General features: G+C 68.3%; 13 protein-coding genes. 9 read left to right on the forward strand and 4 right to left on the reverse strand.

Going from position 1 to position 13,930, the window contains the following annotated elements:
- Positions 1-25: 25 nt before the first annotated feature.
- From ABZV91_RS11005 to ABZV91_RS11025, 5 genes are all read left to right on the forward strand, one after another.
- Positions 26-1,066, forward strand: a complete 1,041-nt coding sequence (locus ABZV91_RS11005; RefSeq protein WP_355238813.1) for a LacI family DNA-binding transcriptional regulator — start codon at positions 26-28, stop codon at positions 1,064-1,066.
- Positions 1,067-1,192: 126 nt separating this feature from the next.
- Positions 1,193-2,065 (forward strand): ABC transporter permease, encoded by an 873-nt coding sequence (locus ABZV91_RS11010; protein ID WP_355238816.1) that lies wholly within the window; start codon positions 1,193-1,195, stop codon positions 2,063-2,065.
- Positions 2,066-2,108: 43 nt separating this feature from the next.
- Positions 2,109-3,149, forward strand: a complete 1,041-nt coding sequence (locus tag ABZV91_RS11015) for an ABC transporter substrate-binding protein (protein ID WP_355238819.1) — start codon at positions 2,109-2,111, stop codon at positions 3,147-3,149.
- A gap of 17 nt (positions 3,150-3,166) precedes the next feature.
- Entirely contained in the window at positions 3,167-3,970 is an 804-nt protein-coding gene (locus ABZV91_RS11020) for an ABC transporter ATP-binding protein (RefSeq protein ID WP_355238822.1), read from the forward strand.
- A 39-nt stretch (positions 3,971-4,009) separates the two neighbouring features.
- Positions 4,010-5,158: a glycerate kinase gene (locus tag ABZV91_RS11025; RefSeq protein WP_355238825.1), complete on the forward strand. Its 1,149-nt coding sequence runs from the start codon at positions 4,010-4,012 to the stop codon at positions 5,156-5,158.
- A 98-nt stretch (positions 5,159-5,256) separates the two neighbouring features.
- Here the strand turns inward: ABZV91_RS11025 and ABZV91_RS11030 are convergent, their stop codons facing one another.
- Complete coding sequence (locus ABZV91_RS11030) at positions 5,257-7,197, reverse strand: LuxR C-terminal-related transcriptional regulator (protein ID WP_355238828.1); 1,941 nt, start codon at positions 7,195-7,197, stop codon at positions 5,257-5,259.
- A 119-nt stretch (positions 7,198-7,316) separates the two neighbouring features.
- Positions 7,317-7,823 (reverse strand): AAA family ATPase, encoded by a 507-nt coding sequence (locus ABZV91_RS11035; RefSeq protein ID WP_355238830.1) that lies wholly within the window; start codon positions 7,821-7,823, stop codon positions 7,317-7,319.
- A gap of 573 nt (positions 7,824-8,396) precedes the next feature.
- Between ABZV91_RS11035 and ABZV91_RS11040 the strand changes: the two genes are divergently transcribed.
- The 4 genes from ABZV91_RS11040 (at position 8,397) to ABZV91_RS11055 (ending at position 12,610) form a co-directional block, all read left to right on the forward strand.
- Complete coding sequence (locus tag ABZV91_RS11040; protein WP_355238833.1) at positions 8,397-8,708, forward strand: hypothetical protein; 312 nt, start codon at positions 8,397-8,399, stop codon at positions 8,706-8,708.
- A gap of 130 nt (positions 8,709-8,838) precedes the next feature.
- A complete protein-coding gene (locus tag ABZV91_RS11045) occupies positions 8,839-9,594 on the forward strand; it encodes a histidine phosphatase family protein (RefSeq protein WP_355238836.1) in 756 nt (251 codons plus the stop codon).
- Positions 9,595-9,842: 248 nt separating this feature from the next.
- Positions 9,843-10,184, forward strand: a complete 342-nt coding sequence (locus tag ABZV91_RS11050) for a hypothetical protein (RefSeq protein ID WP_355238839.1) — start codon at positions 9,843-9,845, stop codon at positions 10,182-10,184.
- A 497-nt stretch (positions 10,185-10,681) separates the two neighbouring features.
- Positions 10,682-12,610 (forward strand): prolyl oligopeptidase family serine peptidase, encoded by a 1,929-nt coding sequence (locus ABZV91_RS11055; RefSeq protein WP_355238842.1) that lies wholly within the window; start codon positions 10,682-10,684, stop codon positions 12,608-12,610.
- A gap of 57 nt (positions 12,611-12,667) precedes the next feature.
- On the opposite strand, the gene ABZV91_RS11060 is transcribed toward ABZV91_RS11055, so the two are convergent.
- Both ABZV91_RS11060 and ABZV91_RS11065 read right to left on the reverse strand, forming a co-directional pair.
- Positions 12,668-13,159: a hypothetical protein gene (locus ABZV91_RS11060; RefSeq protein WP_355238845.1), complete on the reverse strand. Its 492-nt coding sequence runs from the start codon at positions 13,157-13,159 to the stop codon at positions 12,668-12,670.
- Positions 13,160-13,172: 13 nt separating this feature from the next.
- On the reverse strand, positions 13,173-13,649 hold the full coding sequence (locus tag ABZV91_RS11065; protein WP_355238848.1) for a GreA/GreB family elongation factor: 477 nt from the start codon (positions 13,647-13,649) through the stop codon (positions 13,173-13,175).
- Positions 13,650-13,930: the final 281 nt, after the last annotated feature.

Raw genomic sequence — 13,930 nt, forward strand, 5'->3', positions numbered from 1 at the left:
TACCGAGAGAACGAGGAACGAAGCCATGGCGGCTGTGAGATTGCAAGACGTCGCGACCCGGGCGGGCGTCTCCCAGGCGACCGCGTCCCGCGTGCTCAACGGCTCGTCACGGGTTCCCGGCGAAGGTGTCGCAGACCGGGTGCGCGCCGCCGCCGCCGAGCTGGGATACGTGCCGAATGCCCAGGCCCAAGCCCTCGCGCGGTCCTCGACCGGGCTCATCGGGCTCGTGGTGCACGATATCGCCGATCCCTACTTCTCCTCGATCGTGCAGGGTGTCCAGACGGCGGCGCGCCGGGCGGGCAAACTCGTCCTGCTGGCCAGTACGCAACGCGATTTCGATATCGAACGCGAATCCGTGAGCACCTTCATCTCGCACCGGGCCGACGCGATCATCCTGGCGGGTTCGCGTCAGAGCGGAGATCTCGACCGTGACCTCGAGAAGGAGTGCGCGCGATATCTGGACAACAGCGGCAAGGTCGTCGTGATCGGGCAACCGCTGTCCTTCGGTGCCGCCGTGGAGCCCGAAAACCGCAGTGCCTCGGCACAATTGGCGTACTCGCTGCTCGAGCAGGGGCATCGGGATTTCGCTGTCATCGGCGGGCCGGGACATATCAGAACCGCGGTCGACCGGCGCAACGGCTTCGTCGAAGCGCTCGCGACGCGAGGCGTGACGCCGCTGGTGGAGATCGCGGGGGACTTCTCCCGTGACGGTGGCTTCAGTGCCGCTCGTCGCCTCGCCGCCGCGTTGGACCTGCGGTCCGGGCAGTCCGGCGCTGTCCGGCCCTGCGTTTTCGCCGTGAGCGACGTGATGGCGATCGGGGCGATCGCGGCGTGGCGTGAACTCGGCCTCGCGGTGCCCGACGATGTCTGTGTCGCCGGGTTCGACGATATCCCGACCCTGCGGGATCACGTACCCGGTCTGTCGACGGTCGCGCTGTCGCTGGTCGATATCGGCGAGCGGGCCGTGGCGCTCGCGCTCGACGACTCCGCCACCGCGGCGCGCACCCACGAATTCGTGCCCGGCCGGGTGATCCTGCGCGACAGCAGCGTTTTGCGAGCGGTCTGACCTGGGTCGATCCGAAACCCTTGACACTGTGGGTCCGGTCACACTAGCCTCGGTGGCAGCTTCGGAAAGCGCATTCCCAGCGGGTGTAGTGCGAACCCCGCTCCACTACTAGCTTTAGGACTCCAGATGGCGGTAGTCACGTCCGTCGAGGTCGATTCCGCCGCGCCGAAGGGGACGCGACCCGTCCGCACCCGGCGCCGGAAGTTTCCCTCTCCATCCATTGTGTGGTCGTCGGTGTGGCGGCCGTTCGCCCTGGTGGCGGTACTCGTCGTCGCCTGGTGGGCCGTCACCGCGTTCGGGCTCGTCGAGCCCTACATTCTGCCGTCGCCGGCGGATACCTGGCGCACCGCCGCCGACAACTCGACCTACCTCCTCCAGAACACCTGGGTCACGACCTACGAGACGGTGGTCGGCTTCGTGATCGCCGCGCTGATCGGCGAAACCGTCGCCCTGGTGATGATCTACTCGCGTGGCGTCGAGCGGACGATGTACCCGCTCATCCTCTTCGCCCAGGTCATCCCCAAAATCGCGATCGCTCCGCTGTTCATCGTATGGCTCGGGTTCGGCACCGGCCCCAAAATCCTCGTCGCCGTACTGATGGCATTCTTCCCGATCGTCATCTCCGGGATGGCCGGGCTGCGCTCGGTGGATCCCGAGATCCTCGAGCTCACCTCCACCATGGGGGCGAGCAATTGGAAAACGTTCGTGAAGGTGCGTTTCCCGGCCTCGCTGCCGCAGTTGATGTCCGGTCTCAAAATCGCCGCCACCCTCGCGGTCACCGGCGCCGTCGTCGGCGAATTCGTGGGCGCGAACGAGGGCCTGGGCTACGTGATCCTGCAGGCCAACGGAAATATCGATACGGCAATGCTGTTCGCCGCCCTGATCATCATGTCCCTGCTGGGCATCATCCTTTTCGCGATCATCGAAATCGCCGAGCAGTTCCTCATCCCCTGGCACGCCTCCCGCCGATCCACGGCCTCGGTCGTCGGCGCGGCATGAGCATGCCGAACCACCGCATTCGCGCCACAGCTGGAGAAATCGCATGAAAATCGGAATTCGCAGACTCACGACGATCGGCGCCGCCGCGGTGGCATCGATCCTGATATTGGCAGGCTGCGGGGGCGGCGGCACCGACGCGAAGGACCCCGGCACCGACGGGAAGACCACGGCGGTATCGCTGATGCTCAACTGGTACCCCTACGGCGAGCACGCTCCGTTCTATTACGGGGTGCAGGAAGGCATATTCGCCAAGCACGGTATCGATCTGAAGATCTCGGCGGGTCAGGGCTCGACCAAAACCGCGCAGGCCACCGGTTCCGGACAGACCGACTTCGGTTGGGCCGATACCCCGGCGGTGCTCGGCAATATCGACAAGGGCGTCAAGATAAAGAGCGTCGGCGTCTATCTCCAGACCACCCCCTCGGCCGTGCAGGTATTCGCCGATTCGGATATCCGGACACCGGCCGACCTGGCGGGTAAGACCATTGCCGTCTCGGCGGGCGACGCACCGACCACCACCTTCCCGGTGTATCTCGACAAGGCGGGCGTGCCGGCGGATCAGGTGACCCAGCAGAGCCTCGACTCGGCGGGCAAGATGTCGGCGATGCTCTCGGGACGCGTCGACGGGCTCATCGGGTTCGCCCACGACCAGGGCCCCACCATCGCGAACAAGAGCGGTAAAGAGGTCCGTTATCTGCGCTATTCGGACCAGGGGCTGAACTTCTTCAGTAACGGGCTGATCGTGAACCAGGGCACCATCGAATCCTCACCCGAATTGGTACAGGCCATGGTCGACGCGACGAGCGAGGCTTTCGCGGCCGCCGTCGCGAAGCCGGAGGCGGCGGTCGCCGCGATGCAGGGCAAGGATCCGCAGCTGCCGCCGCAGCAGGTACTGCTCCAGCAGTGGGAGCAGACCATTCCGCTGCTCAGCACACCGGACACCGCGGGTAAGGCGCCGGGCACCAATTCCGAAGCCAATTGGCGCGCCACCGTCGAGGTACTCAGCAGTGCGAAGCTCCTCGACAAGGCCGAGGACCCGGCCAAGTACTGGGACTCCGCGTTCACACCCGCCGGCCGGCCGTGACCGGAGCAGGTGACGATATGAGCACATCCACCGATACCCTCGCCCGCACCGAGACCGCCGTCGCGGTGGACGACCTGACCGTACGGTTCTCGTCCACGCGCGGGGAGGTTACCGCACTGAACGATGTCGGCCTGCACGTCCGTCGCGGCGAATTCGTGTCGATCGTCGGCCCGTCCGGCTGCGGCAAATCGACACTGCTGAAAGTCGTCGCAGGCCTCACCGATCCGAGCGGGGGCCGCGTCGAACTCGGCGGCGCCCCCGTGCGTGGGCCACAGCGCAATATCGGCTACGTATTCCAGCGCGCCGCACTGCTGGAATGGCGGACCGTCCGCAGGAACATCCTGCTCCAAGCGGAGATGCGCGGTATGAACAAACAGGCGGCCGCGGCCGAATGCGAGCGTCTCATAGAGATGACCGGACTCGGCGGATTCGAGAACGCGTTGCCACACGAACTGTCGGGAGGAATGCAACAGCGGGTTTCCCTGTGCCGGGCCCTGCTGCATCGCCCGGAAGTGTTGCTGATGGACGAACCGTTCGGTGCACTCGACGCGCTCACCAGAGAACGGATGAATGTCGAACTGCATCGGATCTGGCGGGAAACGGGGACCACCGTATTACTGGTCACCCATTCGGTGGCAGAGGCCGTATACCTGGCCAACCGGGTGGTCGTGATGAGCCCGAGGCCGGGCAGGATCATCGAACTGCTCGATGTCGACCTGCCTCCGCACCGCGAGTACGCCGCAACGATGGAGGCGCCCGAATTCATCACGGTCGCCAATCGGGTCCGCGATCTGCTCGGCTCGGTGGCGCACGCGGACTGAGATCCATTCCCGCCGATTCGATGACAGGAGGTCGACCGCGTGCGCGTTCTGGTTGCTCCCGACAAGTTCAAAGGAAGTCTCCCCGCTTCCGAGGTGGCCGATCGGCTGGCCGAGGGCTTGGCGGCGGCGGGGGTGGACAGCCACGGAATGCCGCTGGCCGACGGCGGTGACGGCAGCGTCGACGCCGCGGTCGCGGCCGGTTTCACGCCGCACCCGGTGACGGTGGCGGGTGCGGCGGGAACCCCGGGACAGGGGCGCATCGCCGTCGGCGGCCGCACCGCTGTGGTCGAGGTCGCGAATACCTGTGGCCTCACCACCCTGCCGAACGGTCGCACGCGCCCACTGGACGCGAGCAGTTTCGGTATGGGGCAGGCTGTTTCGCAGGTATTGCGATATCGTCCGGACCGGCTGGTCCTCGCTCTCGGTGGTAGTGCCAGCACCGATGGTGGGATGGGACTGCTCGCGGCGCTCGGCTTCACCTTTGCCGACGCGCGGGGAGCGCCGCTGCGACCATGCGGACGAAGCGCGGGCCGAGTCCACACCGTCGACTCGTCGCGGGCGGCATGGCCGACCGGCATCGACATAGTGGTCGCCGGTGACGTCACCAATCCCCTGCTCGGGCCGGACGGTGCGGCGGCGGTGTACGGGCCGCAGAAGGGGGCCACCGACGCCGAGGTGCGGTTTCTCGACGCCGGCCTGCGCAACCTCGTCGCCGCGTTCGCCCGCAGCGGCTATCCGGACGCGCCGGTCGTCGCGACCGCGGCCGGCGCGGGCAGCGCGGGCGGGATCGGTTTCGCCGCGCTACTGCTCGGCGGTGAGATCGTGTCCGGTGCCGAGTATTTCCTCGACCTCCTGGAGTTCGATCGGCACCTGCCCGGTGCGGACCTGGTGGTCACCGGGGAAGGGCGTATCGATGAGCAGACCGCGAACGGCAAACTGCCGACGGTGGTGGCCCGCCGTTCCCGCCCCGTTCCGGTCGTCGCCGTCGCCGGTCGGAGCACGCTGCCCCGTGCGCAGTGGGACCCGGCGGGGTTCACGGCGATCCACTCCCTCGCGGAGTACACGGACCGGGATACCGCCGACGATCCCGAACTGACCCGGGAGCTGCTGACCCGGATCGGCCACCGGATCGGCCGCACCATGGCAGGGACGCGCCGAACTCGCCCACCGGTCGAGGGAAGCCGGTGAATCACCGCGCCGCCCAGCGATATATGTGACAGGCCCGGTGGCGACCGCGCCGGTTCGGCCGTCGCCGGCTCGGCCCCGCCCGCGCCGCGTCGGTCCGGCTAGCGGCGGCGCGGGGCCGGCCGATTCCGGGCCGGTTTGCGCGTGGCTTCGGCGGTGACCTCGTCCTGCCGGTCCGGTGGTACGAGCGCGCGGATACCGTCCCGGGAACCGATCATCAGCTTGTGCAATACGGAGGCCATCTGCGCGTCGACGGTCTTGTACGAGCTGCCCCGGCGAGCGGCGATCGCCGTATTGGTCCAGCCCGCCGCGGCGAGGATGGCCACTTCCTGTTCGGCCGTCGACAGCTCCTGCCATGGTGAGGGCCGTTCACGCCGCACCGGGTGCTCCACGGGCAGCCGGTCCATCGAGAAGTTGCCCAGCGCCAACTGCACCACCTCGCCGAGCTCCGGCCGCAACAGCGCGCCTTCCCGCTCCGCCTGTTCGAACGCGGTCCGCCCCAGCACCGACCGGGCGGTTTCGGCGGCGCGGTCGGTATCGTCGGCGAACGGTCCGAGATTGGCGATGTCGACACCGAGCCCGCGGCGCAGCGTGGCGCTGCCGCCGAGCAGCCGCGCGATATCGCGTGCCCGCGCCTTCGCGGTATCGGAGTGTCGGTCTTCGGCGGCGTCGAGGATACGCGCCGAGACCCAGGCCTGGATGTGCACCGCCCATACCGCGCCCCAGCGGTCGCGCATGGCCAGCTGTTTCGCCAGTGTCGTCCGCCCCAGGACGAGCGCTTCGTTCGGGTCACCGTGCTTGCCCAGGGTGATCGTCTGGGCCAATCCCGCCCAGGATGTCGCCCACTGCGCCCCGGAGCGCTCAGCGTTGTCCAGATGACGGCGGCAGGTTTCCAGCGCCTGTTCGCGCGTGCCGTAGAAAGCCGTGGTCAGAGCTTCGAACAGTTCACTCATCGCCGCCCCGCCCGCTTCCCCCTCAGCGGTGAATCGCCGCTGCGCCCGGACCAGCACCGGAACGGCACGGAGATCGCGGTGTCGCAGCATCAGCTCGGCGCCTCTGGCGAACTCCACCTCGCCGGGCAGATCGAGATCTCGGTCGGCCTGCTCGCGCCAACCGGCCCGGGCCTCGGGGTCGGGCACGCAGAGCGCGACGCAGTCGTCGAGGATCCGTGCGGCGTCCTCGTGCAGCCCCTGGCACATACTGACCCAGGCGATCAGCGACATCGCCCGGACCTGCAACGGCACCGGCCGGGGGTCGAGGGTCCAGGTGGCGGCGAGTGTGCGCTCCGCCCACCGGCGCGATTCGCGCAGCGAACCGCTGAAGAAGGGTATACGCAGCGCTATCAGGCCCGCAGCGATCTCCAGCCCGACCACGGCTTCCCCCGGGGCGGCGATACTGCTCTCCACGGCACACAGCAGGTTGCCCCAGGCCGCCCGCGCCCAATCCAGCAGTTCCTGCTCACCGGGGCCGAACCATCCGGCCCGGGCGGCGGCGACCTTGTCCCGGTAGTAGCGGCGGTGCCGGCCGGCCAGCCGGTCGGCTTCCTCGCCGTACTCGGCCATCCGCTGCTGGGCGAAGACCCGGATGGTCTCCGGCAGCGAATAGCGCACGGTGGACGTGGTCAAGTGGACCGAAACCAAGGATTGGTCGACCAGTCGGTCGAGCAGGCCTTCGATCTCGGCCCGGGACAACCCGTGCGCGCTTTCCGGGTCGTCGTCGGCGCAGACCGCCTCGATGGCCTCCAGTTCGGCGCCCGCGTCCTGTCCGGGTGCGTCGGCGTTCTCGGGGTCGGCGTCGTAGCCGGCCGCGAAGACCGACAGGCGGTCGAACAGGAGCCGTTCCTTATCGCGGCAGAGATCGTAGGACCAGGCGATGACGTCACGAATGCTCTGGTGCCGGATATCCGCGCCGACCCTGGGACCGTGCTGCCAGCCCAGCCGTCGGTCTCCGGCTTCACCACTGAGGTCGCGCAGGATCATCGGCAGTGGCCGGCGCGACAGCCGCGCGGCCGCCAGCCGGATATAGAGGGGGTGATTGTTCACATGCCGGCAGATCGCCGCCGCCTGGTCGGTCTCGCTGTCGGTGAGGGTGTATCCGACCAGCCCCGCGCGGGCCCGGAACAGCGTCAGCGCTTGTTTCTGCGACAGTGCCGGAACCGGGATCAGTTGCTCGTCGACCCACCCGATCGCCTCCGGCTGGTGGCCAGCACAGTGAGTCCGGGCGCGGCATCCAGCAGGTCGGCGATCACTCGGCCCGCACCGTCGAGCACGTGCTCGCAATTGTCCATCACCAGGATCGTCTGCCGATTCCGTCCGGGTGCGTCGCGGCGACCCAGCGCGTCCAGCACCGCGTCCCACGCCGACCTCCCGGAGAAGTCGGCCTCGATCACCGAGCCCGCGATCTGTTCCTCGACCGCCGCCGCATCGGCGCCGCGGGGCAGCACCGCCAACCGGACCCAGTGCACCGGGACCCGCCGCGCCTTGTGGAACCGGTGGACGGCCTCGGTCGCCAGTCGGGTCTTCCCGATGCCGCCGGCACCGATCAATGTCACCAGGCGGGTCCCGCCCAGCAATGCCATGCCGATTTTCTCCAGCTTCTTTTCCCTGCCCACGAAGTCGCTGGCAGCCGCGAGTGGCGGCCCCGGAGCAGCAGCACGTCCTGGCGACATAGCACTGCAGAATAGTCGAAGTGGAAGGTGCGGAAACCGTCACTGTGCCGGACCTGCTGTCCTCGGGACAACGGCCGCTGCCGAGCCTCGATACGCGGGTCGGGGACCTGCGGACCCGGCGCGGATGCGGCGGTGCCGGCCCCGCATCGGCGGCCGGTCCCGCCCCGGTCGGCCCGCGACGATCGTTACGTCCCGGGAGGCCCTCCGCGCCGGTGGTAGCGCTGCTCCGGATGCCGCCCCACCGGCCCGGTATCGGGTACAGCGACGAGAAAAACGCTACCTACCCGATGCGAGATGTCTACCTACGCGACGACCGTTGAGTGACCGGTGCGATGCGGAAGCCGATACGGATCTCCGCGGCGTGTGGTGCCGGTGGGAGACGACGACGGCCTTCCCGGTCCGCGGCGAACGCGGACGCGGGCCGGGTGATGATGCCCGGCGGGTCGGGGTCGTCGACCGGATATGCGGTGTACGAGAGCCGAGTTCCACTGTGCGGGTGAGGCTGCGACGAAATATGCAACCGGCCGAGGGAGTCGAGTGTCTCCGGGGCCGTCGATCCGGAACGGGTGTGATATGACTGCACTACCGCCTCTCGCCTACGGGTATCTGCGCGATGACCTGGTCGGCGGCAGCGACGGTGCCACGGCGGAAACGACATTGCGTGCTGCCGCGACAGCGCTGGGCTACGAACTCGGCACGGTTTTCCACGAGCCCCCGTCCCCGAACGGTGTCCTGCCGCCGGTCTTCATCGACCTCGTCCAGGAATGCCGGCGAGCCGCAGCGCACTCGGTGATCACCTTGCCCGGCCATCTGTCCGGCGGTTCGGTGTGCAGCAGGGTGCTGCGGGCGCGTGCCGAGGTGGTCGTCCACGAAGTCGGGTATTGAGACCGGCGCCGGCGCGTACTGCTGTCGTGTCGTACGACTGCGATGAACACGCGCTCGGTCGGCGGCCGGAATCTCGTCGCCGGGCGAGCGATCGCCCCGGCGGCCGGTGCGTACAGGAATGGTGTCTGCGATGAGGGAAGTACTGCCGATCACAGAATCGACAGCGCAGGTCGATCTCGGATCGAGCGCGGGCCTCCGTGACGACCACTTGCCCGCCGGAATCGGTGCCTGCGGCGATATCCCCCTGCCCACCGGCCGGCGCCCGGTCGATGCGGCACCGTGGCGCGAGGTGATCGGCCGCGACGAGAGCCGGGGTGTGCGGATGATCATGATCTGCCACGGGGCGACCGGTGATCACGCGCGTGACGATATCGAAGGCCCTTACGGCGGGCCGGGGCTCTCACCCCGTGGTTACCGTCAGGCCCTGGGCGTGGCCAACAGACTCGTGATCGGTGAGGAAGCGATCAGCGCGGTGTATTCGACGCCCCTCACCTGCGCGGTGCAGACCGCACAACTCATCGCCCGAGCGCTGGGCCTGCCACTTTCGTGTGAACTGCCCGCCTCCGACAGCGCCCGCGAACGACACGCGAGTAGTACCTGTCGCCGGTCGGCTCCGATTCGGCAGATGGGTGCGTGCCTGGAGCGCATCGCCGAGCGGCATGCTGGCGGGATCGTCATCCTGGTCTGCCACAGCGCCTCCATCATGGCAGCGGAACAGTATTTCCAGCGCGCGCCGCGCGCATCTGTGACGGTCGCGGTGGAGGATGCCAGCATCACCGAGTGGGAGCGCATCACCGGAGCGGATCCGGGCTCCGGGGCGCGGCGATGGCAGCGGCTCCGGTACAACGACATCGCCCACCAGATGTTCGAGGCGCTGGTGGAATGACCCAGATGTTCGAGGCGCTGGTGGAATGACCCCGGGCGCGACAGCCGGGTATGGCGTACATGCTCGGCCACCCGTCCGAGTCGCCGGCACGGACCCCGTGACGGCAGATCGAGGCCCCGCGTCCGGGCGGTCGTTGTTCGCTCCCGTTCATCGGCGGGTTCGACATTGCGGATGCTCGGTAGAATCACTGCTGGGGCGACCGGAGGGGTGGGAAAATGTATTCGTCGGCGGTGGCAATCGTCTTCTGTGTGCTTCTGGTCGGCTGCGTAGATGCGGGTTTGCTCTTCGTTTTCGAGGATGGTGAAGCGGGCTTCCTCTTTTTTCTCTGGATCATCGGGTCGCTGGTGGTCAGCGCGAAGGTGTCGATGGTCCTGCTCCGGTGGGCTGAACGGTTGGACGAAGTGCGGGACCGGCGCGAGCTGCCGGAGATCGAGAGTTCCCGCCGTGCCGGCTGGCAGGCGGGCAACCAGGGCGGCAACGGTGGTCGGGATATCGACTCGTCCGGTGGTGTCTCCGATTGTTCCGGCAGCACCTCCTGCGGCGGTGGCGGTGGCGGTGGCGGATGCGGTGGCGGTGGGGGCGGCAGCTGATCGGCCGCGATAGCTGAAAGCCGATGCGGTGCGCAGTAGAACAGGGCGGTGACGTCGTCGATAGGTTGCGCGATCACCGGCAGCGCCGCGCGGATCACATCAGCGTGATGTGCTTCCGATCCCGCGGGTGGGTCCAGGGTCGACGCCGACGGCGAGACGGTGGTCGACATGTACTCCTCAGCGAGCTGACCCAGGCTCGGTTGCCGCAACAACGCGCAGCGATAGTGAGTGCTGAGCGTTGTCCACCAGGGTGTTGTCGAACTCCCGCACGCCGTGTGGAATATGTAGCGCGTGTCATCGTGGATTGTTGTCGTGTGGTGGACGCTCATCTCTGTGCCGGTATCGGTTCCGGGCGTCGGCTGTACTCTCGTTCCGCCGGCGGCTGCTCAGTTTCGTCCGTCTCACCGCACCGGCGAAGAGTCTCCGAATTCAGGTTTGAGTGTGCCGTAGCGGCACAGTGTCTGATTGCTGTTGTCACCAACGAGTAGGAGCAGTCCATGACAGTGTCCGAACGCTCGACCGACCGGCAGCCGGCGCTGATCGACGTGGAGACGTTCTTCGCCGATCCGCAATTCGCGAATCCGTCGATCTCCCCCGACGGCACCCGGATCGCCTACCTCGCCCCGCATCGTGGGCGACTCAACGTCTGGATCCGCGATATCGACCGGGCCCACGACGACGCCGTACCGGTCACCGGTGACACCCGCCGCGGAATCACCACCTACTACTGGACCGACAACCCCCGCTGGCTGCTCTATCTGCAGGACACCGACGGCAACGAGGACTGGCACCTCTACCGCGTCGACCTCGACGATCCGCAGGCACCGGCCGTCGACCTCACCCCGCTGGAACCCGGGTCGCGGGTGCTGGGGGCGGAGCCGCTCGATTCGGTCCCGGGCAGCGTGTTGGTCACCATGAACCGTCGTCCCCTGTTCTTCGACGTGTTCCGGATCGACGTCGCCACCGGGGAGACCGTCCTGCACCTGGAGCAGGACGACCCGACGGCCGCGGTCCTGTTCGACCGTCGTGGCGAGCCGGCCTTCCGCACCGCGATCGCCGCGGACGGTCTCCTCGAGATCTCCGCCGTCGACGCCGACGGGCACACCCGGCTGCTGCGTCGCCTCGGCGGCGCCGAGCATCCCATGGGGCTGCAACCTCAACTGGTCACCGCCGACGGGAAGGGTCTGCTCGTCGGATCCTTCCAGGACGGTGACGACCTGCGGCTGGTCCGGATCGACCACGAAACCGGCGCGGAGACCGTCGTCGCCTCGGTCGCGGGCCACGATCTCGACATCAGCGGGATGATACTGCCCGGCGTGCTCCCGCCGCCGGTCCACACCGATCGAGCCACCGGTGCGGTCCTCGCCGCCAGGTTCGTCGGCGACCGTCCCCACGTCGAGGTCGTAGACCCCCACTTCGCCGAGGTCTACGCGGCGCTGCGAGAACTCTCCGACGGCGTGCCGGGCACCCTCTCCTCCGATTTGTCCGGGACGCGCTGGATCGTCACATTCGTCCACGACCGCGATCCGGGTGTCACCTGGTTCTACGACCATGCCACCGGCGCGGCCCGGTTGCTGTTCCGCTCGTTCCCGGACCGGGACCCGGCCGCGGCGGCTCCCATGGAGCCCGTCGGTTTCCCCGCCCGCGACGGTCTGCCGCTACGCGCCTATCTGACGCTTCCGGTCGGGCTCGAGCCGCGGAACCTGCCCCTGGTGCTGGTGGTGCACGGCGGGCCGTGGGCGCAGGACGCCTGGGGGTACAGCAGTGACGCGCAGTTCTTGGCCGACCGGGGTTACGCCGTGCTGCAGGTCAACTTCCGCGGGTCGCTCGGCTACGGACGCCGGCATGTGACGGCCGCGATCGGCGAGTTCGCCGGGGCGATGCACGACGATCTCCTCGATGCCGTCGACTGGGCCGTCGCTCGGGGCTACGCCGACCCCGACCGGATCGGTATCTACGGCGGCTCCTACGGTGGGTACGCCGCACTCGTCGGGGTCACCGTCACGCCGGACCGATTCGCCGCCGCCGTCGACTATGTCGGTATCTCCGACCTCGCGAATTTCTTGCGTACCCTGCCGCCGTTCACCCGGGCGTACAACGTGAACAACTGGTACCGCTACGTCGGCGATCCCGATATCGCCGAGCAGGAGGCCGATATGCTGGCCCGGTCGCCGATCACCATGGCCGACCGGATCACCACCCCACTGCTGGTCGCCCAGGGGGCCAACGATGTCCGCGTCAGGCAGGCCGAATCCGACAATATCGTGGCCTCGCTGCGCGCTCGCGGGGTCCCGGTCGAGTATCTCGTCGCCGATGACGAAGGGCACGGTTTCGCCAACTCCGAGAACCGGATCCGGCTCTATCACGCCATCGAACGGCACTTCGCCGAGCATCTCGGCGGCCGTCGGAGCGCCGCCCGGGGGTGACCGACGGCGGCCGGGCCGGTCGCGCTTCCTCGTCGCCGGGCGGGCGGGTGAGGATGGTTACCGGCCTTCGCCGCGTCGTGCCGTCGTGAACGCCGCGGGGTGGGCATCGGGCACCAGGATCGTCGTGTGCCACCGGTCGTCCTCCCACATCTGCTCCGGGAGTACGGAGCTCGCTCGGCGTTCGGCAGGAATGGCCACTGCGATCACCAGGGTGGTCCGTTCGATGAGGCGGCGCCGTGCCCGGTTCATCGGGCCGGAGATCTCCAGCACTCCCGGGCCGGGGCCTATCGTGATGGGCACATCCACCCGCAGCGGCGCCGGTTTCCACGTCGTGGGATCGTCACCGCGCCGGGCGAGGTAGGTGCGCGGGGCGTCCACGGTGCCGTACGAGATCCCGGCCAGGGCCCGATCGGCGCGGGGGAGGCCGAAGAGATCCCAGAACCCCGCCGACAGCCAGGAATGGATCGGTAGCGCGATCGTCCGGGCGTCTCGGACGATCGCCGGGGAATCGATATGGACAAGAGTGATCCCACTGGTGCGCTCGCACATCGCCGAGCTCGCCTCATACCGGGCGCGACGCGCTCGCCACCGTGTGTCCGTAGGGGACGGCCTCGAGGAGGGTGACCCGGACTTCGGTGCCGTTGGGTACGCGGTAGGTGCGCTGTTCGCCACGGCGAGCACCGGTGAGCGCGGCGCCGAGGGGTGAGTCGGGCGAGTAGACCTCCAGTTCGGTGTGGTCACCGGCGCGGCTGCCGAGCAGGAATGTCTCGGTGTCGGCGGTGTCGTCGTAGCGGACCGTGAGCACCATGCCGGGTTCGGCGATCCCGTCGTCCGGTGGGTCCTGCCCGAATACGGCGCTGTTCAGCAGGTCCCGGATATGCGCGATCCGCGCCAGCCGCTGCTGCCGAGCGGTGAGCCGGTCTTCCGGGTCGGTGTTCTCGGCCTGCCCCGCGGCTTCGGCGGCGAGCAGTTCGGCCAGCTCGGCCCGGAGTTGTTCGTGTGCGTGCGGTGTCAGCCATACAGGCGAGCTATTGGTCATATCCGTCCTACGGAGGGTTCGATCGGAAAGGAGTTCTGCCGTCGGGGCCGGGGAGGAGAGCCGCCCCGACGGCAGAACTCCGTGGAGCCGGGTACCGACGACACCGGCTCCACGGAGGGGGAAGATGGCCGAGGATTCAGCGAGGTACCGGATCGTCCACCCGATACCGTGCCACTCGATCGCGGGCGAGCCGACTCGTTGCGCGCGCCATGCTCACCTCCACGTCGAACGATGCGCTGTCACAGCCATGATGGCTCGGGTGGCGGCGGGGCGCATGTCCG

It is taken from the genome of Nocardia sp. NPDC004568, from assembly GCF_040609955.1.
In the GTDB taxonomy this organism is placed as follows: Bacteria; Actinomycetota; Actinomycetes; order Mycobacteriales; family Mycobacteriaceae; genus Nocardia.

Coding starts and splice junctions, on each gene's coding strand:
- ABZV91_RS11005 (WP_355238813.1), top strand. CDS start 26: ATGGCGGCTGTGAGATTGCAAGACGTCGCGACCCGGGCGGGCGTCTCC.
- ABZV91_RS11010 (WP_355238816.1), top strand. CDS start 1,193: ATGGCGGTAGTCACGTCCGTCGAGGTCGATTCCGCCGCGCCGAAGGGG.
- ABZV91_RS11015 (WP_355238819.1), top strand. CDS start 2,109: ATGAAAATCGGAATTCGCAGACTCACGACGATCGGCGCCGCCGCGGTG.
- ABZV91_RS11020 (WP_355238822.1), top strand. CDS start 3,167: ATGAGCACATCCACCGATACCCTCGCCCGCACCGAGACCGCCGTCGCG.
- ABZV91_RS11035 (WP_355238830.1), bottom strand. CDS start 7,823: ATGTCGCCAGGACGTGCTGCTGCTCCGGGGCCGCCACTCGCGGCTGCC.
- ABZV91_RS11040 (WP_355238833.1), top strand. CDS start 8,397: ATGACTGCACTACCGCCTCTCGCCTACGGGTATCTGCGCGATGACCTG.
- ABZV91_RS11045 (WP_355238836.1), top strand. CDS start 8,839: ATGAGGGAAGTACTGCCGATCACAGAATCGACAGCGCAGGTCGATCTC.
- ABZV91_RS11055 (WP_355238842.1), top strand. CDS start 10,682: ATGACAGTGTCCGAACGCTCGACCGACCGGCAGCCGGCGCTGATCGAC.
- ABZV91_RS11060 (WP_355238845.1), bottom strand. CDS start 13,159: ATGTGCGAGCGCACCAGTGGGATCACTCTTGTCCATATCGATTCCCCG.
- ABZV91_RS11065 (WP_355238848.1), bottom strand. CDS start 13,649: ATGACCAATAGCTCGCCTGTATGGCTGACACCGCACGCACACGAACAA.